Source organism: Brevundimonas sp. EU05-FHT14B11, assembly GCF_058790835.1.
The window spans coordinates 292,818-314,963 of record NZ_JBYTCY010000003.1 but is presented as its reverse complement, the minus strand read 5'-3'; the positions used below and the strand labels follow the sequence as shown (position 1 = coordinate 314,963).

The following is a 22,146-nucleotide window of genomic DNA, read 5'->3' as shown; positions in this document are numbered from 1 at the left end:
CATGACCACGGGAACGGACCGCAGAAGCGTCCTGACCGGCCTCGGCGCGCTGGCTGTGGCCGCGTGCGGGCCCTCGCCTGAAGCGGCGGCTGGCCCTCAGTCGGACACGCCCCACAGGCTCGCCGGCCTGCCGCGGCACCTCGACCTCTCCGGCCTGGAAGCCGCCTATGGCGGACGGATCGGCCTTGATGGCGTGGACACCACGAACCGTCGTCGCGTGGTCTGGCGCAGCAGTGAGCGGTTCGTCTACTGCTCGACCTTCAAGATGTACCTGGCCGCCGCGACGCTGCTGAGGGTGCAGGCCGGTCACGAACGTCTGGATCGGGCGATCCCGATCACCCGCGCCGACATGCTCAACCATGCCCCGACCACGGAGCCGGCGGTCGGTTCGACCCTGACGGTCCAGCAACTGATGCAGGGGACGGTTGAGCTCAGCGACAACCCCGCCGCCAACATCCTGATCCGCGAGATGGGGGGGCTGGACGCTCTGCGCGCCTTCTACCGGGGCATCGGCGACGACAGCACGCGCGTCGATCGGCTCGAGCCGGAAATGAACCGTCTGGACGGCGACAAGGACACGATTACGCCGGCCCAGTCCGTGGACAACATCGAGCGTCTGCTGGTCTCGGCCGAGACTCCGCTGAGCCCAAGCTCGAAGGCTCTTCTGACGCGCTGGATGATCGACACCCCCACCGGTCCGGGCCGGATCAAGGCGGGCGTTCCCGCCGGTTGGACCGTGGCGCACAAGACCGGCACCGGCGGCTATGGTCCGACCAACGACATCGGCGTGCTTACGCCCCCGTCCGGCGCGCCGATCACGCTGGCGATCTACTACCACGCCGACCGCTCTTCATCATCGGAGCAGAACGAAGCGGTCATCGCCGAGGCGACCCGCATCACGCTGAAGGCGCTCGGCCATGACTGACGCTCCCGTCCTGATGAAGGACGGCTACGCCCGTCCCACCGCGCTGGACATGCGCGGCTGGCTGATGCGCGGCGAGGTGCTGATGGCCGTCGGCGTGATCGGCGTGATCATGCTGCTGATCCTGCCGGTGCCGAAATTCCTGCTGGACCTGCTGCTGGCCATTTCGCTGGTCTCGTCCGTGCTGATCCTGATGACGGCCGTGATGATGAAGCGGCCGCTGGACTTCGCCATCTTCCCGACGGTGCTGCTGGTCTCGACCCTGTTCCGTCTGGGCCTGAACCTGGCCTCCACGCGCCTGATCCTGACCCATGGGCAGGAGGGGCACGCCTCCGCCGGTCAGGTCATCGCCGCCTTCGGCGAGCTGATGATGGGCGGCAATTTCATCATCGGGGTGATCATCTTCGCGATCATCCTGGTGGTGAACTTCGTGGTCATCACCAAGGGTTCGACCCGGATCGCGGAAGTGTCCGCCCGCTTCACCCTGGACTCCATGCCGGGCAAGCAGATGGCCATCGACGCCGACCTGTCGTCCGGCCTGATCACCGAAGACCAGGCCAAGCTGCGCCGCAAGGAGCTGGAGCAGGAATCGACCTTCTTCGGGGCCATGGACGGTGCGTCCAAATTCGTGCGCGGCGACGCCGTGGCCGGCCTGATCATCACCTTCATCAACGCCATCGGCGGTATCCTGATCGGCGTCATCTCGCACGGCATGCCGATCAGCGAGGCGGCCAATACCTATATCCAGCTGACCATCGGCGACGGTCTGGTGACCCAGGTCCCGGCCATCATCATCTCGATCGCCGCCGGCTTCCTGGTGTCCAAGGCGGGCGTCGAGGGCACGGCGGACAAGGCCTTCGTCAGTCAGCTGGCCACCAATCCCGTCAGCCTGGGCGTCGTCTCGGCCGCCTCGGCCCTGATCGGCGTCATCCCCGGCATGCCGCTGATCCCCTTCATGGCCCTGGCGGCGGGGGCGGGCTTCATGGCTTGGCGGCTGGGCCGCCAGCGGCTCAAGCCTCAGCCGACAGAGGCCGAGATCGCCCAGGCCGCAGCCGGTCCCAAGGAGGATGTCGAGGAGCCCATCGGCACCGCCCTGACCATCGACGAGGTCAAGATCGAGCTGGGCTATTCCCTGCTGTCGCTGATCAACGATCTGGAGGGCCGCCGCCTGACGGACCAGGTCCGCGCCCTGCGCCGTTCGTTGGCCCAGGAGTACGGCTTCGTCATGCCGTCGGTGCGCATCCTGGACAACATGCGCCTGGGCACCCAGGGCTATGCGATCCGGATCAAGGAGATGGAGGCCGGGACCGGCGAGGTGCGCCTGGGCTCCCTCATGGCCATGGATCCGGCCGGCCGTCAGGTCGAGCTGCCGGGCGAGCACACGCGCGAGCCCGCCTTCGGCCTGCCCGCCACCTGGATCGACGAAAGCCTGCGCGAGGAAGCGACCTTCCGCGGCTACACCATCGTCGATCCGTCGACGGTGCTGACCACCCACCTGACCGAAATCCTCAAGGAGAACATGGCCGACCTGCTCTCCTACGCCGAGGTGCAGAAGCTGCTGAAGGAACTGGGCACGGAAGAGAAGAAGCTGGTCGACGAACTGATCCCCTCGGTGGTCACCGTCACCACCCTGCAGCGCGTCCTGCAGTCCCTGCTGCGCGAGAAGGTCTCGATCCGCGACCTGGCCGCCATTCTGGAGGGGCTGGCCGAGGCCGCGCCGCACACCAGCTCGGTCACCACCCTGGTCGAGCACGTCCGCGCGCGCCTGGCCCGCCAGCTGTGCTGGCAGCACAAGGGCGACGACGGCGCCCTGCCCATCGTCACCCTGTCGCCCGAGTGGGAAGCCGCCTTCGCCGAAAGCCTGATCGGCCCCGGCGAAGACAAGCAACTGGCCATGGCCCCCTCGCGCCTGCAGGACTTCATCCGCGCCGTCCGCGACGTGTTCGAGCGGGCCGCCATGGCGGGCGAGACGGCGGTGCTGCTGACCGGGCCGCAGGTGCGGCCCTACGTGCGCTCCATCATCGAGCGCTTCCGCGGCCAGACCGTGGTCATGAGCCAGAACGAGGTGCACCCCAAGGCGCGCCTGCGGACCATCGGCTCGGTCTAGATCAGTCCACCGAGACCCAGCCGCCGGCCGAGGCGTTGCGGGCCACGTCGTTGGCGGGGCGGGCGATCAGGCCGGACTGGGTGATCCACACGTCGTAGCGCGCCCCGTCGGCCATCGGCATATAGGCCGCGCCGCCGTACAGGGTGTCCACGGCGTCGACGTACTTGCGGTACTTCCGCGCCGTATCCCAGGTGCTGATCTTCCACGACTGGCCGTTGTCCGCCTCGGTCATCGACAGCGGATGCACGCTGCGCTCGGCGTTGATCTCCTGCTGGATGGACTGATAACGGCCTGACAGGCGGTCCAGCCGGTACTGGGTGTTCAGGCCCAGGACATTGGCCCACGGCTTCCATTTCAGGACCTGGGCCTCGATGCGCCATTCGTCGCCGTGCAGCGGATACAGATTGGTCGCCGCCGGCATGTTCTCGCCGTTGCCGGGCTGGATGACAGTGGCTTCGTAATACTGGGGGCCCAGCTGGCGGGTGGTGATGGTCGCCACCGGCCGCTCATAGACCAGCCGCGAATAGGTCTGGATGTCCAGCGCCAGCAGCGCCGCGATCGCCGCCACGGCCATGAAGCCGGCTCCGCCGACGCCGCCCAGGAGGCCGGAGAGGAGTTTGCCCCGGAACAGGGCCCCCAGGCCCTTGAACAAAAGCACCAGTCCGATCAGTCCCACGACCGCCGGTACGATCCACCACCACCAGACCATTTGCGCCTCTTCCCCCGAACAAGACCCGACGATCTTTACCCTAAATCCTCAACTCGGCGAGAGTTTCTCCCTGCGCGCGACTGGACAGGGCAAAGCGCGACGCTAATGCTCGTATCCGATGAGTTCGGCGTTGCGCGACACGCTTGAGGCCCTGGGCCAGTTTTTGCGGACGCCGACCCTGGGTCGTCGGGTCGCGGGCCTTCTCGCGCTCGCGATTGTCCTGCTGCTGGCCAGCAACGCGGCCACCTTCGTGATGATCCGCCGCACGGCGACCTTCAACGACGAGGTCGAGAAGGCGCAACTGCTGCGCCGCCAGACGCGGACGGTGCTGATCCGGCTGATCGACGCCGAGACGGGACAGCGGGGCTTCCTGCTGACCGGGAACGCAGAATATCTCGAGATCAACGACGAGGCCTCCCGCGACCTGCCGAACATCCTGGCCGAGCTGACCGAGCTGTCGCGCGGTGATCCGGACATCGAGCCACGCGTCGTCCACCTGCGCCAGCTGGCGGAGACCAAGGACGCCGAGCTGGAACGGACCATCGTCATGGCGCGCACCGGGCGTCTGGGGCAGGCCCTCGGGGTGGTGCGCGGCAATGAGGGCAAGGCGACGATGGACGCCTTCCGCAGCGAGGCGTCCAGCATCGACGAGATTCTGGATACCCGGATGCAGTTCCGGACCCGCCAGTCCGAATGGGCCGGCAGCATCACGGTTCTGGTCAACGCCATCGGCGGCGTGCTGATCATCGTCCTCGCCGGCGTCAGCGCCTGGCTGATCCGCCGCTATGTGGCCGAAATCCAGGCCGCCCGGGATGCGGTGCATCGCATGAACGCGGGTCTGGAAGCCAAGGTCCGCGAGCGGACATCGGACCTGACCCGCGCCAACGAGGAAATCCAGCGCTTCGCCTATATCGTCAGCCACGACCTGCGCGCGCCCCTGGTCAACGTCATGGGTTACACCTCCGAGCTGGAACAGGTCGGCAAGGTCATCGACAAGGCGATCGTCGAGGCCGAGAGCCGCCGGAAGGTGGACCCTGAGATCATCGTGGCCGTCCGCGAGGACATGCCGGAGGCCATCGGCTTCATTCGCGCCTCGACCGAGAAGATGGACCGGCTGATCAACGCCATCCTGAAGCTGTCCCGCGAAGGCCGCCGGACGCTGGTCCCCGAACTGCTGGACATGACGCAGATGGTGCGGGGCATCGCCGACAGCGTCCGCCACCAGACCGAGTCCGCCGATGCCGAGGTCGTCGTGGAGCCCTTGCCCCGGCTGGACAGCGATCGGCTGTCGGTCGAGCAGGTGTTCGGCAACCTGATCGACAACGCCGTCAAATACCTCGAGCAGGGCCGCCCGGGCCGCATCGTCGTTTCGGGAGAGGTGCAGGGCGACTGGAACGTCTACCGCATTGAGGACAACGGCCGGGGCATCTCGCCCAAGGATCACGAGCGCATCTTCGAGCTGTTCCGCCGGTCGGGCCGCCAGGATCGGGCCGGTGAAGGCCTGGGACTGGCGTTCGTGCGCAACAGTGTTCGCCGCCTCGGCGGAGATATCGCAGTGGATTCAGAGCTCGGAAAGGGCTCGACATTCACTCTCAAATTCCCCACACGCCTGACCCTTGCCGGCCCCGGAGATTATTGATGAGCAGTTCCGTCAAGATCGTCATGATCGAGGATGATCTCGGTCACGCCAAGCTGATCGAAAAGAATATCCGCCGCGCCAACATCGCCAATGATATCGCGCACTTCGCCGACGGCAGCTCCGCCCTGGACTATCTGTTCAGCGCCCCCGTCAAGGCCAACGGGCCGCTGCTGATCCTGCTGGACCTGAACCTGCCGGACATGTCGGGCACGGACATTCTGGAGAAGGTCAAGAACGACGAGCGACTGCGCCGCGCGCCGGTGGTCGTCCTGACCACCACGGACGACAAGGTCGAGATCCAGCGCTGCTACGATCTGGGCTGCAACGTCTACATCACCAAGCCGGTCGACTACGAAAGCTTTGCGGGAGCTATCCGCCAGCTCGGGCTTTTCCTGTCTGTCATGCAGGCGCCGGAGATCGAGTGAAGACCCACGGGGAGGTCATCCGCCTGCTCTACATCGACGATGACCGCGGACTGTCGCGGTTGGTCGAGAAGGAGCTCGGGCGTCACGGCTACGCCGTTTCCTGCGCCCCCGACGGGGATGCGGGGCTGAACCTTCTCATCACGCGTCCGGGCGATTTCGACGCCGTGGCCCTGGACCACTACATGCCCGGCCGCGACGGGCTGGACGTATTGCCGGACATCGTCGCTCTGACCGACCCGCCGCCGGTGGTTTATGTGACCGGAGCCCAGGAGGGGCGTATCGCCGTCGCCGCCCTGCGCGCCGGCGCCGCCGACTACGTCATCAAGGACGTGTCCGAGGACTTCACCGCCCTGCTGCGCAACGCGGTCGAGGAAGCGGTGCGGCGCCGCCGCCTGCAGCGCGAGCATGACGAGGCGCAGGAACAGGTCCGCCTCGCCCGCGACCGCGCCGAGGCCATGCTGCGCGAGGTCAACCATCGTGTCGGCAACTCGCTGCAGCTGGTGTCCAGCTTCATGTCGCTACAGCTGCGCCACCTCGCCGATGAGGGCGCCCGGGCGGCGCTGAAGGAATCCCAAGCCCGCATCGAGGCCGTCGCCCACGTCCACCGCCGCCTCTACACCTCGGGCGACATGACCTCCGTGGACATGGACGAGTACCTGAAGGGCCTGATCGACGAGCTGGGCAAGTCGGTGGGACCGGGCGCGGGCTCGCCCGCCATCACGCTTGAGGTCGAGCCCCTGCGGGTGTCGACCGATCAGGCGGTTTCCCTTGGCGTGGTGGTCACCGAGCTGGTCACCAATGCGGTGAAGTACGCCTACGCGCCCGGGCAAGGGGGCGAGATCCGCGTCATCCTGCGCGCCGACGCTGACGGCCGTGCCCTGCTGACCGTCGAGGACGACGGCCCGGGCATGGGTGACGGATCCCCCAAGGGCACCGGTCTGGGCGGCAAGATCATCTCGGCCATGGCCTCGGGCCTGCGTTCGACGGTCGAGTTCGACCGGGCGCACAAGGGCGTTCGCGCGCGCCTGGCCTTCGATCTCTGACATGACCGCCGCCTTGCAGTTCGGCGTTGCGGAGCCTGGGCTCGACTATGTCCTGCGCCCCACCGCCTTCGGCCTGGTTTTCCACGACGGCAAGCTGGCCTGTGTTCGGGTCGATCGCGGCGAGGGCAGCTATTACGACCTGCCGGGCGGCGCGGTGGATGGCGACGAGAACGAGGAACAGGCGCTGATCCGCGAGTTCGTGGAGGAGACAGGCATGACCGTTCGCCCCTTCGCCCGCATCGCCGAGGCCTCCCAGTTCTTCCGCAAATCGACCGGCGAGCCTCTCAACAACACCGGCGGCTACTGGATCGCCGAACAGGTCTCGCTGGATCCCTCGGCCAAGGTCGAGGCGGATCACGAGCTGGTCTGGCTGCATCCGCACACCGCCCTGAACGAGTTGCGCCACGACGCCCATGCCTGGGCGGTGGCGGCGTGGTTGCGGCGCAAGACCATTTTTGCTTCAGGTCGGATCGACCTGAATCCAAAAAATGGTCCAGCATCAAACTGGAGCGAAATCTGAGCCGAGCTGGACAGCGTCCAGCTCAACCGATTTCGCTCTAGGGCTGATCTCCGTACGGTCCCGCACACTGTGACGCGGGCGGGAACATCGCTCCGCCTTCGCCCGTTCTCCTATCGAAGCGCCGTCCTCCCCTCGGCGCTCTTCCAAGGAGACTCTGATGCCCGATCAAGACCGTATCGACGGCGCCGCCAAGAACATCGGCGGCAAGGCCAAGGAACTCGCCGGCAAAATCACCGGCGACGAAAAGCTGAAAGCGGAAGGCAAGGCCGACCAGGCCGCCGGCAAGATCCAGAACGCCGTCGGCGGCCTCAAGGACACCCTGCGCGGCGACAAGCGCAGCTAGGACCGTCCGATCCTGCATTTCGAAGCGCCGCGTTCCCTCCGGGAGCGCGGCGTTCGCGTATCCGCCTGAGGGGATTCAGTCGCGGCGGCCGAGGTTGATCTTCAGGCCTTCTTCGCGAACCTCCCGGCCGCCGACCGTGCATTCCTCGCGGAAGGCGACCGCGCCCTGGTTCGTGACGGCGGGTCGGGTCGTGCAGTTCCGGTCGCTCAGATCCGGGCCGGCGGGCACGCTGCGGCTCGGCGCGCCGCACTGCATCGCATAGCGGTCGCCGGCCGCTTCCTGGCGGCAGTTGTCCGGCGATCCGCTGGGGCGCAGGCCGGCGGGCAGGGCGTCGCCGAGATTGGCGGCCAGGGCGAGGCGCACGCGGCTTTGGCATGCCTCCATCGGCTCCGAGGCCGCGCGGATCAGGGGGCTGCATTCCGAGCGCTCATAGCCAAACGGATCGGCGCGGGCCCAGTCGGGAATCGCGGGGGCGGCGGCTGTCGCGGTCACGGCGGGAGCGGGCTCCGCGGGCGCGGTCCAGACGACCGGGCCGGGCGCGGCCTGTTGCAGCATCAGGGCGGAAAGCACGGCGGCGGTCAGCATTGGGGGGAGCCTCCGAAATGTACGCCGCCACGCTAGCCTATTTCGCCAGCGCCCGCATCGCCTTCTCCAGCCCGTCCAGCGTCAGCGGATACATGCGTTCGTCGATGACATCGCGGATCAGGCCCACGGACGCCGAATAGTTCCAGTACCGCTCCGGCGACGGGTTCAGCCACGCCACCTTGTCCCACTGCTGCGTGGCCCGCTTCAGCCAGACCGCGCCGGCCTCCTCGTTCCAGTGCTCGACCGAGCCGCCGGGCATGGTCACCTCATAGGGGCTCATGGTCGCGTCGCCGACGAAGATGGCGCGCCAGTCGGCGGGGTATTTGTTCAGCACCTCCCAGGTCGGGATCTTCTCGGCGTGCCGGCGCCGGTTGTCCTTCCACACGCCCTCGTAGAGGCAGTTGTGGAAATAGAAGAATTCCAGGTGCTTGAACTCGGTCTTCGCCGCCGAGAACAGCTCCTCGCACATCTTCACATGGGCATCCATCGAGCCGCCGATGTCGAGGAACAGCAGCACCTTGATCGTGTTGCGCCGCTCGGGCCGCATGTGGATGTCCAGCCAGCCCTGGCGCGCCGTACCGTCGATGGTGGCGTCCATGTCCAGCTCGTCCGCCGCGCCCTGGCGGGCGAAGCGACGCAGGCGGCGCAGGGCGACCTTGATGTTGCGCGTGCCCAGCTCGACCTGGTCGTCCAGGTTCTTGTACTCGCGCTTCTCCCAGACCTTTACGGCCCGGCCCTGCTTGCCGGGGCCGCCGATGCGCACGCCTTCGGGATTGTAGCCGCCGTGGCCGAAGGGGCTGGTCCCGCCCGTGCCGACCCATTTGCTGCCGCCCTCGTGCCGGCCCTTCTGTTCTTCCAGGCGCTCTTTCAGCGTCTCCATCAGCTTGTCGAAGCCGCCCATGGCCTCGATCTGGGCCTTCTCCTCGTCCGAGAGGAATTTCTCGTTCAGCAGCCGCAGCCAGTCCTCGGGCAGGTCGGTGGTCAGGTCCTCGCCCGCGCCGACCGTCTCGATCCCCGCGAACACCTTGCCGAACACCTGGTCGAAGCGGTCGTAGTGCTTCTCGTCCTTGACCAGAACGGCGCGCGACAGGTGATAGAAGTCATCCACCTTTCCGCCGGCCACGCCCTTGTCCATGGCCTCCATCAGATGGAGCCATTCCTTCATCGACACGGGGACTTTCGCGTCGCGCAGGGCGGTGAAGAAGGGCAGGAGCATGCCCCTAACCTGATCGCCGATCAGCCGCGCCGCAAGATGAACTCGTCATCGAACCACGAGCCGACCGGATACCGGTACTCGCCCGCCTTCTCGAAGCCGTAGGCCTCGTAGAGCTTCTGGGCCTTCAGGTTGCCGCTCCAGACCCCGATCCACATCGGGCCGGTGGTGTTGGCCTGCATCCACTCCAGCGAGATCGCCAGCAGCCGGGTGCCCAGTCCCAGCCCCTGCGCGGCCTTCGAGACGTACAGCCGCCGCAGCTCCGCGTGGCCGGCCTCGCCCTCGGGGTGGGGCAGGGTGTTCGGCCCGGTGTTGGCGAAGGCCAGCAGGTCGCCGTCGCGCTCCGCCACCCACCAGGCCGCGCCCGGCTCCGCCAGCTTGGTGCGGATCGTGTCGGCGTTGAAGCTCGCGTCCAGGAAGGCCGTCAGGTCGGCTTCCGGATAGGGAATGGCGAAGCCGTCGGCGGCGACGAAGGTGTCGATGAAGGTCTGGCGGCCCAGGTCGGCCAGCGCCTGTGCGTCTTCGGTGCGGGCGGGGCGGATGATCGCGTCGGTCATCCGCCCCGCTTAGCGTGGGAAGGCGTCCAGCGCGAGCTTGCCGATGGTCGATCCGCTCTCCAGCCGTCGGTGTCCTTCCAGCAGGGCCTCCACCGACAACGGGCCGAGGTTTTCGGTCAGGGTGGTGCGGAACTTCCCGGCGTCCACCAGGGCGGCGACCTGCGTCAGCAGGTCATGCTGGGCCTGGATGTCGGCGGTCTGGTGCATCGGGCGGGCGAACATGAACTCCCAGACGAAGCCCGCGCTCTTGCCCTTCAGCAGTTCGATGGGCAGGCCCTTGAAGTCGTCGATGCAGCCGATCACGCCCTGCACGGCGATCGCGCGGGCCAGGGCCTCGAAATGGCGCGGCGTCTGGGTCAGGGCGGCGATGTATTTCGGCGCGCGTTCGCCCGCGGCCTCCAGCGCCTCGTCGATGGGGCCGGTGTGGTCGATGACGGCATGGGCGCCGAGCTCGAGGCACCACTGCCGCGTCTCGGGCCGCGAAGCAGTGGCCACGACGCGCAGGTCCGTCGCCGCCCGCGCGATCTGGATCAGGGCCGAGCCGACGCCGCCGGCCCCGCCGACGACCAGCAGGGTCTCGTCCTCGTCCTTCCCGGCCTTCATCCGATCGAACAGCAGTTCCCAGGCCGTGATGACGGTCAGGGGCAGGGCGGCGGCTTCGGCGAAGGTCAGCGACTTCGGCTTCGGCCCCACGATTCGCTCATCCACCGCCTGCCGTTCGGCGTTCGAACCCGGCCGATCGATCTGCCCGGCGTAGAAGACCTCGTCCCCGACCTTGAACAGGCTGGCCTCGGCGCCGACCCCGACCACCACGCCCGCGGCGTCGTAGCCCAGGATCGACGGCTGGCCGTCAGTGGGGGTCCGGCCGGCGCGGGCCTTGGCGTCCACCGGGTTCAGGCCCACGGCCCGGACCTCGACCAGCAGGTCCCGGGGCCGCGGCGCCGGCTCGGGCGCGTCGAAGGCGATCAGGGCGGCCGGATCGTCAGAGGGGCGCGGGGCGAGGGTTCCGATGGCTTTCATGGTGATCTCCGTTGCGACGGACTCCCACCTGATGCACCCTGCCATTGACGGCAAGTACGGTCATTTTCTGGATGTAGTACCCGAATGGATACCGCCTCTCACTTCTACCATCGCCCTGTCGAGCGTCGTGTGCGTGACGGGGAATGCGTCGTCGACGCCTCGCTCGACCTGATCGGCGGCAAGTGGAAGGGCATGATCGTTTATCAGCTGCTGACGCAGGAAAACCTGCGCTTCAACGCCTTGCGGCGGCTGGTCGGCGACGTCACCCAGCGGATGCTGACCAAGCAACTGCGCGAGATGGAGGAGGACGGCCTGATCTCCCGCACCGTCTACGCCGAGGTTCCGCCGCGCGTGGAGTATCGCCTGACCGACGCCGGGCGGGACCTGACGCCGGTGGTCCTCGCCCTGAAGGCGTGGGGCGAAAGCCACCTGCGCGTCACCGACCGGGCCTGCGCCGCGTGAGCGCGGTTCTCTTCACCCATCCCGATATGCTGGCCCATCAGCCGGGGCTGGGACATCCGGAAAGCCCGGAGCGGCTGAAGGCGGTGCTGGACGCGCTGGACGACGCCGGCCTGGGCCGCGACCGCCGCGCCGCCGCCGAAGCCTCGGTCGCCGATCTGGAGCGGCTGCACCCGGCGGCCTATGTCGCCCGCCTGCTGGACGCCTCGCCCGCCGAGGGGCTGAACCCGCTGGACGCCGATACCGTCCTTTCGCCCGGCAGCATCCGCGCCGCCCGCCTGGCCGCCGGGGCGGTGGTCGATGCGGTGCGCGCCGTGGCCCGGGGCGAGCTGACCCGCGCCTTCGCCGCCGTCCGTCCGCCCGGTCACCACGCCGAGCCCGACCGGGCCATGGGGTTCTGCCTGTTCTCCAACGTCGCCGTCGCCGCCCGCGTGGCCCAGTCGGAAGGCCTGGTCCGCGTCGCCGTGATCGATTTCGACGTGCACCACGGCAACGGCACCCAGGCGGCGTTCGAGACCGACGACAGCCTGTTTCTGGGCTCCATCCACCAGATGCCGCTCTATCCCGGCACGGGCGCCGCCTCCGAGACCGGCGTCGGCAACATCGTCAACGCGCCCGTCGCGCCCCACGCGGCGCGCGAGGCGTGGCGCGCGACCTTCGCCAGCGGACTGATGCCGGCCTTGCAGGGCTTTCGGCCCGACCTGATTCTGATCTCCTCCGGATTCGACGCGCACCGCCGCGATCCATTGGCCCACCAGAGCCTGGAGGCCGAGGATTTCGCCTGGGCCACCCGCGCCGTCATAGAGGTCGCGCGTTCGTGCTGCGGCGGGAAGGTTGTCTCATCGCTCGAGGGCGGTTACGACCTAGAAGGGCTGGGCCGTTCGGCGGTCGCCCATGTACAGGCCCTGGGGGAGGAATAAGGACGGTCTGCCAAAGGTTTGGCCCTCCAATGTTATGCCCCTCGCCGCTAGAGACTCATCCTTGGTCGATACCCCCGCGTCCGCGCCGTCAGAGCCTGTCCCGCCCCAAGATCGCGTCAGGGCGGCGCTGGTCGCGGTGCGTCCCGGCGCCATTATCCTGGCCCGCCATGGCGAACCGGCCCTGTCGCGCAAATGCATGCTGACCTCGGACCAGTACCGCGACTGGTGGGCGAAGTATGAGATCGGCGGCCTGCGCGCCGGCCAGACCCCTCCGCCCGAACTGGTCGCCGCCGCCGAGGGCGCGGGCGCCATCTACGCTTCGACCCGCCCCCGTGCGCAGGAGACGGCCGCCGCCGCCGCCGCGGGCAAGGAGGTCATGACCGACGCCCTGTTCATCGAGGCGCCGCTGCCGCCGCCGCACTTCCCCGCCTGGTTCAAGCTGCCGCCGAAATACTGGGGCGCGGTCGCCCGTTTCTGGTGGCACGCCTTCAATCACCACGAGGGTCAGGAGACCCGGCACGAGGCCGAGGCTCGCGCCGAGCAGGCCGCCCAGGTCCTCATCGGACGCGCCGAAAGCGGTCAGGACGTGCTGGTGCTGGCGCACGGCTATTTCAATCACATGGTCGGTCGCCGCCTGAAGGCCGACGGGTGGAAGCTGGTTCACAACCAGGGCTTCCGCTACTGGTCCCAGCGCCGCTACGAGAAGCGCTGAAGCGAAACGGAGGCGTCATGATCCGGCGATCCCTGCTTTCCGGCCTCCTCGGCCTTCTTCTGCTGTTCGGCGCCGGCCCGGTCCTGGCCCAGGACGCCGCGACGCCCGCACCCGCCGGGGTCCGCGTGGCCCTCGTCACCGATCTGGGGACCATCCTCGTCGAGACCGATCCGCGCGCGCCGCTGACCTCAGCCAACTTCCTCCGCTATGTCGACCAGCGCCGTCTCGACGGCCTGACCTTCTACCGCGCCATGCAACTGGGGCCGGACGCGGGCCTGATCCAGGGCGGCGCCAGCGGCGCCCGGGACCGGATCCTGCCGCCCGTGGCGCATGAACCGACCAGCCAGACCGGCCTGACCCACACCGAAGGCGCCCTGTCGATGGCGCAGAACGCGCCCGGCACGGCGACGGCCGACTTCTTCATCATCGTGGGCAGCCTGACCTCGCTGGACGCCGGCAAGACCACGCCCGACGATCCGGGCTACGCCGTGTTCGGCCATGTGGTCGAGGGCATGGATGTGGTTCGCACCATCCTGGCGGCGCCCAAGTCGCCGACTGAAGGCGAAGGTGTCATGCAGGGCCAGATGCTGGAGCCGCGCGTCAGCATCATCTCCGCCCGCCGAGTCGAGACGCCGGCGCCCTGAGCCGGTCAGGCGTCTTCCGTCGCCTTCTTCGCCTTGTCGATCAGGGTTTTCACCCCGTCCAGCAGATCGGCGAACGCTCCCAGCCGGGTGACGATGTCCACCTCGTCCTGACGCGCCTTGTCGACCGCGGCCTTGGCGTCCTTCGCGGCCTTGAACGCGGCCTCCACCGCTGGGCCGGTTTCGGCCAGCCAGGCGTTGGCGGCGCGCAGCATCTGGGTGTGAAGGCCGTCCAGGTTGGCGTTGATCGCCTTCAGCTTCACCGCGTCGCCGCCGCAGGCCTTGCGGTCCGCCTTGCGGGCGCTCCACGCATCCGAATAGGCCTGAGCGGCCAGGGCGAAGCGCTCCTCATGGGTGCTGCTCATCGGGCGGCCTCCTTCGGCGCCGGGATCAGGGCTGTGATCTCGGCGATGGCCCGGTTCAGGTCCGCGATGTCGGCGGCGCCCACGGTCTCGAAATCGGTGTGGGCCGTCTCCAGCTTGGCGAGGGTGTTCAGGATGGCGTCATAGCGCGCGGCCTGCAGGCGCACCCGGTCATTGGCCTGTCCGCGCAGGAAGGCCAGGGTCGCGCCCCGCGCGCTGGGATTGGACGCCAGGATCTGCTCGGCGTCAGGGACCAGGGTCACGCCCAGGTCGGCGGCCATGGGCTGCAATAGAGGCGATCGCGAGATCAGTCCGGCGTTGTAGAGGGCCTCGACCGCGGCGCCTTCCTGATCAGCGAACGATCCCGACAGGGCGTTGAACAGCCGCACCTCGGCCCCCAGCGACCGGCGCAGCAGGACGACGGCGTCGCGGATGCGGGCGCTGCCGTTGCGCAGCCGGGTCCGTTGCCGGTCGCCGGCCAGCAGCCCCGCGCCCTGACTGATCGCGCTGCCCAGAGGGGCGCTGATCAGGGCGCCCGATCCGGGCTGCAGGATGTCGGCATAGGCGTTGACGCTGGTGGTCAGGCGACCGACCACGGCCTCCATCGCGCCCGCCGCGTCGTACTGCGCCTCCTGTTCCAGCGCCCGATAGGCGTCGGCCAGGGCGGTCAGCGCGTCGGCCCTCAGGTTGATCGCCCGGATCAGCTTGCCGACCTCCTGGGCGTTGGCGTCGCTCTGGTCCGCCGGCTCACACTGGTTCGGATCGGCCAGTTCGATGCAGGTCTCCCAGGTGTTGGTGAAGGCCATCAGCTCTTCCTGCCGGTCCAGCCGTCCCGACAGGTCGCGCACCTCCTTCGCCGCAAGGTCCGAGGCCTCCGCGCCGCTTTTGGCCAGATCTGCCGCCTGGTCGCGAGGCACGGAGGCGCAGCCCGCCAGTCCGGCGCACACTCCCGCGATGATCAGCCATCCCCGCATGATCGCTCCCCGCTCTTCCCGAACCTGAACGCGTGTAGTCGGTAACGACGGTATGTGGAACGCCCTTTCAACGCATTGCCGCCACGGGGTCCACTGACTAAGGAAGGTGTTCGTCCGTGGAAGCCCTATGACCGACACTCCCATCCCCGCCGAACTGAGTTTTGAAGACGCGCTGCAGCGCCTGGAGCAGATCGTCCAGAAGCTGGAATCCGGCCAGGCGCCGCTCGAGGAATCGATCGCCCTGTACGAGGAGGGCGCGCGCCTGAAGGCGCATTGCGAGGCGCGGCTGAAGGCCGCCCAACTGCGCGTCGAGAAGATCGTCGTGGGTCCCGACGGCCAGCCGCGCGGCGCCGAGCCGGCGGCGTTCGACTGATGTCCGCACCGGCCGAAACCATCGGCTTCGACGACTTCATGAAGGTCGATGTTCGCGTCGGCCGGGTGCTGAAGGCCGAGCCGTTCCCGGAGGCCCGCAAGCCCGCCTACAAGCTGACCATCGACTTCGGTCCGGACATCGGGGTCAAGAAGTCCTCGGCCCAGATCACCGTGCACTACACGCTCGAGGAGCTGGAGGGCCGCAAGGTCGCCGCCGTGGTCAACTTCCCGCCCCGCCAGATCGGGCCGGTCCGGTCCGAGGTCCTGACCCTCGGCTTCCCTGACGAGAACGGCGCCGTGGTGCTGGTCGGGGTCGATCGCGACGTTCCCGTGGGCGGGAGGCTGTTCTGAACAAGCCTCACGCCGCCAATTCGCCCGAGCAGGGCGTCATCGACCGGGTGGCCGAGGTCGCCGACCTGGTCACCGTGGCGCTGGATGAATTGCTGCCGCGCGCCGAGGGGCCGGAATCGCGCCTGACCGAGGCCATGCGCTACGCCGCGCTCGGTCCGGGCAAGCGGCTGCGGCCCTTCTTCGCCCTCGAGGCCGCCCAGTTGTTCGACATCGAGGAACGCCCGGTCCTGCGCGCCGCCTGCGCCCTGGAGTGCGTCCACGCCTACAGCCTGGTCCATGACGACCTGCCCTGCATGGACGACGACGATGTCCGGCGCGGCCGTCCGACCGTGCACATCGCCTATGACGAGGCCACCGCCGTCCTCGCCGGCGATGCGCTGCAGACCGCCGCCTTCGACATCATCCTGCATGAGGACACCCACGAGGATCCCGCCATTCGCTGCGAGCTGGCGGCCCGTCTGTCGATGGCGTCCGGCGCGCGCGGCATGGCCGGCGGCCAGATGATCGACCTCCTTGGCGTCCGCGACGACCTGGGCGGCGTGGCCCGCATGCAGCGGCTCAAGACCGGCGCCTTGTTCACCTTCGCCTTCGAGATCCCGCTGATCATCGCCCAGGCCCGCGAGGTGCACCGCCAGGCCCTGACCAGCTTCGCTCACGACATCGGCCTGGCCTACCAGATCGTCGACGACCTACTGGACGTCGAGGGCGACGAGGACATTCTGGGCAAGGCGGCCCGCAAGGATCACGCCCAGGGCAAGACCAATTTCGTCACCCTGCTGGGCGTCGACCAGGCGCGGCACAGGGTCGCGCACCTGGCGGACCAGGCCCGCGCCCATCTGGACGTGTTCGGGCCCGACGCGGATATCCTTAAGGCCAGCGTGGACTTTGTGCTTCAGCGCCGGTCCTGATACGGAGCGGATCCCTGCACTGGTCCTGCACGGATTTTTCAGATCGCATCGACCTCGACCGCAGCGAAATGCTCTACTGCGTGTTGGAAGACCAAAGGCCTAGGTACGAACCGCCCGCATGCCCGATACCCCGATCCTCGACCAGGTGAAGTTCCCCGCCGATATGCGGGACTTCGACATCGCCCAGCTGAAGCAGTTGGCTGACGACGTGCGGACCGAGACCATCGACGCCGTATCGGTGACCGGCGGCCACCTCGGCGCCGGCCTGGGCGTGGTCGAGCTGACCGTCGCCCTGCACCATGTGTTCGAGACGCCCAGGGACATCCTGATCTGGGACGTCGGTCACCAGTGCTATCCGCACAAGATTCTGACCGGACGCCGCGACCGCATCCGCACCCTGCGTCAGGGCGGCGGCCTGTCGGGCTTCACCAAGCGATCCGAGAGCGAATACGACCCCTTCGGCGCGGCCCACGCCTCGACTTCGATCAGCGCCGCGCTCGGCTTCGCCGCCGCCCGCGACCAGAAGGGTGAGAGCAACCGCGTGGTCGCCGTCATCGGCGACGGCTCGATCTCCGCCGGCATGGCCTACGAGGCCATGAACAACGCCGCCGAGGCGACCAATGGCCAACTCATGGTCATCCTCAACGACAACGACATGTCGATCGCCCCCCCGGTCGGCGGCATGAGCGCCTACCTGGCCCGCCAGGTCTCGGGCGGCGCCTATCGCCAGGTCCGCAACATCGGCAAGAAATTCGTCGAACACCTGCCGCGACCGTTCAAGAACGCCGCCCGCAAGGCCGAGGAATACGCCCGCGGCATGATCGTCGGCGGCACCTTCTTCGAGGAACTCGGCTTCTACTATGTCGGTCCTATCGACGGGCACGACATGGACAACCTGGTTCCCATCCTCAAGAACGCCGCCGCCATCACGGATCGCCCGGTGCTGGTCCACGTCGTGACGCAGAAGGGCAAGGGCTACGCCCCGGCCGAAAGCAGCGCCGACAAACTGCATGCCGTGGTCAAGTTCGACGTCGTCTCGGGCAAGCAGTCCAAGCCGGTCTCCAACGCGCCCAGCTACACCAAGGTGTTCGGCACAGAGCTGATCAAGCGGGCTCAGATCGATCCGACGGTGGTGGCCATCACCGCCGCCATGCCCTCGGGCACCGGCCTCGACCTGTTCGGCGCGGCCTTCCCGACCCGCACCTATGACGTCGGCATCGCCGAGCAGCACGCCGTCACCTTCGCCGCCGGCCTCGCCGCCGACGGGATGAAGCCGGTCTGCGCCATCTATTCGACCTTCCTCCAGCGCGGCTACGACCAGGTCGTCCACGACGTGGCTATCCAGTCCCTGCCGGTGCGCTTCGCCATGGACCGCGCCGGCCTGGTCGGCGCTGACGGCTCGACCCACGCGGGCAGCTTCGACATCGGCTACATGGGCGCGCTGCCGGGCATGGTCCTGATGGCCGCCTCGGACGAGGCCGAGCTGGCCGCCATGATCGCCACCAGCCTGGAGATCGACGACCGCCCCTCGGCCTTCCGCTACCCGCGCGGCGACGGCGTCGGGGTCGAGATTCCGGAACTGGCCGCCCCGCTCCAGATCGGCAAGGGCCGCGTCGTGCGCGAGGGCACGACCGTCGCCATCCTGTCGCTGGGCACCCGCCTGCAGGAATCGCTCAAGGCCGCCGACGCCCTGGCCGCGCGCGGCGTCTCGGCCACCGTCGCCGACGCCCGCTTCGCCAAGCCGCTGGATGAGGCGCTGATCCTGCGTCTCGCTCGCGAGCATGAATGCCTGATTACGGTGGAAGAGGGCGCCATGGGCGGCTTCGGCGCCTTCGTGCTCCAGATGCTGGCCGAGAAGGGCGCGTTGGACGGCGGGCTCAAGATCCGCACCCTGCACCTCCCCGACGTCTTCCAGGACCAGGACAGCCCGGCGGTCCAGTACGCCCAGGCCGGCCTGAACGCCGAGCAGATCGCCGCCACGGCCCTGCAGGCCCTGGGCGTCGAGGCGACCCGCGCCGTTCGGGCCTGAGGCAACCTAGAGGCCGGCATGCCGTTTTGAACCGGGGCGGTTCGGAGCGTCGTCATGAAATCCATCGTCCTGTCTCTCGCCCTGGCGCTCGCCGCCGGGCCCGTGCTCGCCCAGGAGGCGCCGGCGGAATCGCCGCCGCCCGAGCAGCTGCATATCTTCCGCACCGGCGACGCAGCCATGAACTGCCGGCAGATTTCCGACGAGGCGGCCGACCTCAGCGCGCAGATGGGGGGCGGGCAGGGCGGCGGAGTGTTCAGTTCGGTCGTCGGCGTCGGCCGCGCGGGCGCCTCCATGCTGATCCCCGGCGCGGGCCTGGCCTTGGCCGGCGCGGACGCCCTGACCCGGCCGGAGCGCGAGCGCCGCGAGGCCCGGGCGCGGTCCATCGAGCAGCGCTGGTACTACCTCAACGGCCTCTACACCGGCCTGCGCTGCGGCGAGGAGCCGGCGATCCCGGCGCCGACGCCGGGCGGATAGACGCGGTTGCGCGATCGTCGCCGTCACTTTGATGCGGCCCGGTTCGACGGCCCGTGCGCGAATCCTCGCGCAGCACAGCGACCGTTCGCCACGCCCGCTCAAACGGCGAAATAATCGTGCGCATTTTCAATGATCTAAAGCATCCTCGCGCCGCCTTGACCTGCGGGGGTCTCGCCTATAGGTTCCGCGCCGAATTCAGACCCCCTCCGGGGTTCGCCAACCGGCGGATCAAGGAGCGCTGAGGCCGCCATGTCCCTGCCACCGGAATCGCGCGAAGAGGCGATCGCTCGTCTCAACAAGAGCGCATCCGACCTGGAGGCGCGCACCGCGCCGCCGCTCTCTCACGAGGCTGCGGGTCAGGCGGCGGCGGGCCAGGCCTGGAAGATCATCGCCGACCTGTTCGGCGGCGTCTTCGTGGGTCTCGCGATCGGCTTCGGGGTCGATCATTTCGCCGGCACCTCGCCGGTGGGGATTATCGGCGGGGTCCTTCTGGGCTTCGCCCTCTCGGTCTGGATGGCGTGGCGCACGGCGCAGCGTCTCATGGCCGAGGCCAACAAGAGTGGGGAGCCGAAGTCGGTTCCCTTCGACGACGAAGATGAAGGAGCCTGATCGACCGATGGCCGATCCGCTACACCAGTTCCAGATCCAGAAGATCGTCGATCTGCCCGACGTCACCCTGCCGCTCGTCGGCAAGGTCGATCTCGCGTTCACGAACTCGCACCTGGCGATGACCATCGCCTTCGTCATCGTCGTGGGTTTCCTGACGCTCGTGACCAACGGCGCCAAGGTCGTCCCGGGCCGCATGCAGGCCGTGGGCGAGACCCTCTTCGGCATGATCGACGGCCTGACCGAGTCCATCATCGGTCACGACGGCAAGAAATACTTCCCGTTCGTCTTCTCGATCTTCACCTTCATCCTGGCGATGAACCTGCTCGGCATGTTCCTGAGCTTCACCGCCACCTCGCAGCTGGCCATCACGGCCACCTTCGGCGTCATCACCTTCGCGCTGGTGGTCATCGTCGGCATCGTCAAGAACGGTGTCGGCTTCCTGAAGCTGTTCTGGCCGACCGGCGCCCCGCTGGTCATGCGCCCCGTCGTCGGCCTGATCGAGTTCTTCTCGTTCCTGCTGCGCCCCATCACCCTGACGCTTCGTCTGTTCGGCAACATGATGGGCGGCCACATCGCCCTGAAGGTGTTCGCCGGTTTCGTCGCCGCCGCGATCATCGGCGGCGCCGGCTGGTTCGGCATCCTGGTCTTCCCGCTGTCGCTGGGCATGACCATCGGCCTGACCGCCCTCGAGTTCCTCGTGGCCTTCCTTCAGGCCTTCGTTTTCGCCGTTCTGACCTGCATCTACCTCAACGATGTGGTCAACCTGGACCACGCCCACTAGGGCCGGACCAGTTCTTTCCAACCCAACCAAAACCTAGACCAACAGGACTGAGACCATGGATCCCCAAGCCGCTAAACTCATTGGCGCCGGCATCGCGATGTGCGGCATGATCGGCGCCGGCATCGGCGTCGGCAACATCTTCGGCCAATTCCTGGCGGGCGCCCTGCGCAACCCGTCGGCCGCCGGCTCGCAAATCGGCAACCTGTTCGTCGGCGCCGCCCTGGCTGAAGCCCTGGGCATCCTGGCCTTCGTCATGGGCATCCTGATCTGGATCTCGTAATCGGCTTCGGCGGCGCGGACCCGGTCCGCGCCGCCGGCTGACGACCTTCCAGACTCTTCTCCAGGCGACCGATGACCGCTCAAGCCCACCCCGTCATGCCCGAAGACGCGACCCACCCGGTCGCGGTCGAGGACACGCACGCCACGACCGAAGCCGCTCACGGCGGTGAACACGAGTCGGGCGGCCTGCCCCAGTTCGAGTTCCAGCACTGGGTCGGCCAGATCGTCTATCTGGTCTTCCTGTTCGCCGTTCTCTACCTCCTGATCGCCAAGATCTTCGCGCCGCGCATGCGTCGCGTGTTCGATGAGCGCGCCTCGACCATTTCGACCGCGGTCGAGACGGCTCGTCAGGTGCAGGCTGAAGCCGCCGGTCAGGCCGAAGCCGCCAAGCGCGAAGTCGAGGAGGCCCGCGCCGCCTCGCGCGCCACGGCCACCGCCGCCAAGACCCGCGTGACCGACGAAGCCAACGCACGCGCCGCCGCGGAAGAGGCCGTCGTCTCGGCTCGTATCGCCGAGGCGGAAGCTGCGATCGGCAAAACCCGCGACGCCGCCATGGCCAATGTCTCGACCATCGCGTCGGACACCGCCGTAGCGATTGTCGAACGTCTCACCGGTAAAGCGCCGACCGGCGCTGAAGCCGCCGCCGCCGTGAAGGGCGCCGCCTGATGGAATTCTTCAATCCCCATCTCTACGACCTGGCCAACCCGGAACTTTGGGTCGCCATCGGTCTGATCATCTTCTTCGTGATCGCCGCCATCGCCGGCGTGCCCAAGCTGGTCGCGGGCGTGCTCGACGCCAAGGCCGCCAAGATCCAGGCTGAACTCGACGAGGCCGCCCGCCTGCGCGCCGAGGCCGAGGCCCTGCTGGCCCAGATCCGCGCCGAGAAGGCCGAGGCTGAAGCCCAGGCCGCCGAGATGCTGAAGGCCGCCGAAGCCGACGCCCGCCGCATGGAAGAAGAGGCGAAAGCCAAGCTGGAAGAGACCCTGACCCGCCGTCAGGCTCTGGCCGAGCGTCGCATCGCCCAGGCCGAGGCCCAGGCCGCCGCTGAGGTGAAGGCCGCCGCCGCCGATCTGGCCGCCAAGGCCGCCGAACAGATCCTGACCGCCCGTGTGGCCGGCCAGAAGAGCGATCCGCTCCTCGACGCCGCCATCGCTCAGCTGGGCACGCGGCTGAACTGATCAGGCCGTCAGGT

Annotated in this window: 28 protein-coding genes; 21 read left to right on the top strand and 7 right to left on the bottom strand. The window is 68.2% G+C overall.

What is annotated here, in order from left to right:
* The first annotated feature begins 1 nt into the window (after nt 1).
* On the top strand, nt 2–925 hold the full coding sequence (gene bla, locus AC3WRV_RS14745) for a class A beta-lactamase (protein ID WP_492313839.1): 924 nt from the start codon (nt 2–4) through the stop codon (nt 923–925).
* Between the two features lie 13 nt (nt 926–938).
* Nucleotides 939–3,029, top strand: a complete 2,091-nt coding sequence (gene flhA, locus AC3WRV_RS14740; protein ID WP_291839434.1) for a flagellar biosynthesis protein FlhA — start codon at nt 939–941, stop codon at nt 3,027–3,029.
* Nucleotide 3,030: 1 nt separating this feature from the next.
* On the opposite strand, the gene AC3WRV_RS14735 is transcribed toward flhA, so the two are convergent.
* Nucleotides 3,031–3,738, bottom strand: coding sequence for a hypothetical protein (locus AC3WRV_RS14735; RefSeq protein WP_492313838.1), 708 nt, complete (start codon nt 3,736–3,738; stop codon nt 3,031–3,033).
* Nucleotides 3,739–3,868: 130 nt separating this feature from the next.
* On the opposite strand from AC3WRV_RS14735, the gene AC3WRV_RS14730 reads away from it, so the two are divergent.
* From AC3WRV_RS14730 to AC3WRV_RS14710, 5 genes are all read left to right on the top strand, one after another.
* Nucleotides 3,869–5,377 (top strand): sensor histidine kinase, encoded by a 1,509-nt coding sequence (locus AC3WRV_RS14730; protein WP_492313837.1) that lies wholly within the window; start codon nt 3,869–3,871, stop codon nt 5,375–5,377.
* The gene (locus AC3WRV_RS14725; RefSeq protein ID WP_492313836.1) at nt 5,377–5,802 is read left to right on the top strand and encodes a response regulator; all 426 of its coding nucleotides are present in this window, start codon (nt 5,377–5,379) and stop codon (nt 5,800–5,802) included. Before AC3WRV_RS14730 ends, AC3WRV_RS14725 begins: the two co-directional genes overlap by 1 nt.
* Complete coding sequence (locus tag AC3WRV_RS14720) at nt 5,799–6,845, top strand: sensor histidine kinase (RefSeq protein ID WP_291834981.1); 1,047 nt, start codon at nt 5,799–5,801, stop codon at nt 6,843–6,845. Before AC3WRV_RS14725 ends, AC3WRV_RS14720 begins: the two co-directional genes overlap by 4 nt.
* Nucleotide 6,846: 1 nt before the next feature.
* Nucleotides 6,847–7,365 (top strand): NUDIX domain-containing protein, encoded by a 519-nt coding sequence (locus AC3WRV_RS14715; protein WP_492313835.1) that lies wholly within the window; start codon nt 6,847–6,849, stop codon nt 7,363–7,365.
* Nucleotides 7,366–7,522: 157 nt separating this feature from the next.
* Nucleotides 7,523–7,708: a CsbD family protein gene (locus tag AC3WRV_RS14710; RefSeq protein WP_291834986.1), complete on the top strand. Its 186-nt coding sequence runs from the start codon at nt 7,523–7,525 to the stop codon at nt 7,706–7,708.
* 75 nt (nt 7,709–7,783) lie between these two features.
* On the opposite strand, the gene AC3WRV_RS14705 is transcribed toward AC3WRV_RS14710, so the two are convergent.
* Genes AC3WRV_RS14705 through AC3WRV_RS14690 form a run of 4 tightly spaced genes read right to left on the bottom strand, consistent with a single transcriptional unit; the run spans nt 7,784 to nt 11,083 of the window.
* Complete coding sequence (locus tag AC3WRV_RS14705) at nt 7,784–8,293, bottom strand: hypothetical protein (RefSeq protein ID WP_291834989.1); 510 nt, start codon at nt 8,291–8,293, stop codon at nt 7,784–7,786.
* 37 nt (nt 8,294–8,330) lie between these two features.
* Nucleotides 8,331–9,509: a vWA domain-containing protein gene (locus AC3WRV_RS14700; protein WP_492313834.1), complete on the bottom strand. Its 1,179-nt coding sequence runs from the start codon at nt 9,507–9,509 to the stop codon at nt 8,331–8,333.
* Nucleotides 9,510–9,529: 20 nt separating this feature from the next.
* Entirely contained in the window at nt 9,530–10,063 is a 534-nt protein-coding gene (locus AC3WRV_RS14695; protein ID WP_492313833.1) for a GNAT family N-acetyltransferase, read from the bottom strand.
* A 9-nt stretch (nt 10,064–10,072) separates the two neighbouring features.
* Nucleotides 10,073–11,083, bottom strand: coding sequence for a zinc-binding alcohol dehydrogenase family protein (locus AC3WRV_RS14690; protein ID WP_492313832.1), 1,011 nt, complete (start codon nt 11,081–11,083; stop codon nt 10,073–10,075).
* 84 nt (nt 11,084–11,167) lie between these two features.
* Between AC3WRV_RS14690 and AC3WRV_RS14685 the strand changes: the two genes are divergently transcribed.
* The 4 genes from AC3WRV_RS14685 to AC3WRV_RS14670 all read left to right on the top strand — a co-directional run bounded on the left by AC3WRV_RS14685 (nt 11,168) and on the right by AC3WRV_RS14670 (nt 13,818).
* Complete coding sequence (locus tag AC3WRV_RS14685) at nt 11,168–11,545, top strand: winged helix-turn-helix transcriptional regulator (RefSeq protein ID WP_492313831.1); 378 nt, start codon at nt 11,168–11,170, stop codon at nt 11,543–11,545.
* On the top strand, nt 11,542–12,462 hold the full coding sequence (locus AC3WRV_RS14680) for a histone deacetylase family protein (protein ID WP_492313830.1): 921 nt from the start codon (nt 11,542–11,544) through the stop codon (nt 12,460–12,462). Before AC3WRV_RS14685 ends, AC3WRV_RS14680 begins: the two co-directional genes overlap by 4 nt.
* 127 nt (nt 12,463–12,589) lie before the next feature.
* On the top strand, nt 12,590–13,174 hold the full coding sequence (locus tag AC3WRV_RS14675; protein WP_492314087.1) for a histidine phosphatase family protein: 585 nt from the start codon (nt 12,590–12,592) through the stop codon (nt 13,172–13,174).
* Between the two features lie 17 nt (nt 13,175–13,191).
* Nucleotides 13,192–13,818, top strand: a complete 627-nt coding sequence (locus AC3WRV_RS14670; protein ID WP_492313829.1) for a peptidylprolyl isomerase — start codon at nt 13,192–13,194, stop codon at nt 13,816–13,818.
* A gap of 5 nt (nt 13,819–13,823) precedes the next feature.
* On the opposite strand, the gene AC3WRV_RS14665 is transcribed toward AC3WRV_RS14670, so the two are convergent.
* Complete coding sequence (locus tag AC3WRV_RS14665; RefSeq protein ID WP_492313828.1) at nt 13,824–14,180, bottom strand: hypothetical protein; 357 nt, start codon at nt 14,178–14,180, stop codon at nt 13,824–13,826.
* Nucleotides 14,177–15,151: a hypothetical protein gene (locus AC3WRV_RS14660; protein WP_492313827.1), complete on the bottom strand. Its 975-nt coding sequence runs from the start codon at nt 15,149–15,151 to the stop codon at nt 14,177–14,179. Before AC3WRV_RS14660 ends, AC3WRV_RS14665 begins: the two co-directional genes overlap by 4 nt.
* Before the next feature lie 127 nt (nt 15,152–15,278).
* Here AC3WRV_RS14660 and AC3WRV_RS14655 point away from each other — a divergent pair, with 127 nt between their 5' ends.
* The 10 genes from AC3WRV_RS14655 (at nt 15,279) to AC3WRV_RS14610 (ending at nt 22,132) form a co-directional block, all read left to right on the top strand.
* On the top strand, nt 15,279–15,524 hold the full coding sequence (locus AC3WRV_RS14655) for an exodeoxyribonuclease VII small subunit (protein WP_291835012.1): 246 nt from the start codon (nt 15,279–15,281) through the stop codon (nt 15,522–15,524).
* Nucleotides 15,524–15,874: a tRNA-binding protein gene (locus AC3WRV_RS14650; protein ID WP_492313826.1), complete on the top strand. Its 351-nt coding sequence runs from the start codon at nt 15,524–15,526 to the stop codon at nt 15,872–15,874. Before AC3WRV_RS14655 ends, AC3WRV_RS14650 begins: the two co-directional genes overlap by 1 nt.
* Nucleotides 15,875–15,912: 38 nt before the next feature.
* Nucleotides 15,913–16,782 (top strand): polyprenyl synthetase family protein, encoded by an 870-nt coding sequence (locus tag AC3WRV_RS14645; protein WP_291835042.1) that lies wholly within the window; start codon nt 15,913–15,915, stop codon nt 16,780–16,782.
* A gap of 118 nt (nt 16,783–16,900) precedes the next feature.
* On the top strand, nt 16,901–18,811 hold the full coding sequence (gene dxs, locus AC3WRV_RS14640) for a 1-deoxy-D-xylulose-5-phosphate synthase (protein ID WP_291835017.1): 1,911 nt from the start codon (nt 16,901–16,903) through the stop codon (nt 18,809–18,811).
* Between the two features lie 54 nt (nt 18,812–18,865).
* Nucleotides 18,866–19,285: a hypothetical protein gene (locus AC3WRV_RS14635; RefSeq protein WP_492313825.1), complete on the top strand. Its 420-nt coding sequence runs from the start codon at nt 18,866–18,868 to the stop codon at nt 19,283–19,285.
* Between the two features lie 249 nt (nt 19,286–19,534).
* Entirely contained in the window at nt 19,535–19,894 is a 360-nt protein-coding gene (locus tag AC3WRV_RS14630; protein ID WP_291835022.1) for an AtpZ/AtpI family protein, read from the top strand.
* Nucleotides 19,895–19,901: 7 nt separating this feature from the next.
* Nucleotides 19,902–20,675: a F0F1 ATP synthase subunit A gene (locus AC3WRV_RS14625; protein ID WP_492313824.1), complete on the top strand. Its 774-nt coding sequence runs from the start codon at nt 19,902–19,904 to the stop codon at nt 20,673–20,675.
* Nucleotides 20,676–20,730: 55 nt separating this feature from the next.
* Nucleotides 20,731–20,955 carry a F0F1 ATP synthase subunit C gene (locus AC3WRV_RS14620; protein WP_056619394.1) on the top strand — a complete coding sequence of 75 codons (225 nt, stop codon included), beginning with the start codon at nt 20,731–20,733 and terminating at the stop codon, nt 20,953–20,955.
* A gap of 71 nt (nt 20,956–21,026) precedes the next feature.
* Nucleotides 21,027–21,620 carry a F0F1 ATP synthase subunit B family protein gene (locus AC3WRV_RS14615; protein WP_291835036.1) on the top strand — a complete coding sequence of 198 codons (594 nt, stop codon included), beginning with the start codon at nt 21,027–21,029 and terminating at the stop codon, nt 21,618–21,620.
* A complete protein-coding gene (locus AC3WRV_RS14610) occupies nt 21,620–22,132 on the top strand; it encodes a F0F1 ATP synthase subunit B (RefSeq protein WP_291835039.1) in 513 nt (170 codons plus the stop codon). The genes AC3WRV_RS14615 and AC3WRV_RS14610 overlap by 1 nt, the downstream gene beginning before the upstream one ends.
* Nucleotides 22,133–22,146: the final 14 nt, after the last annotated feature.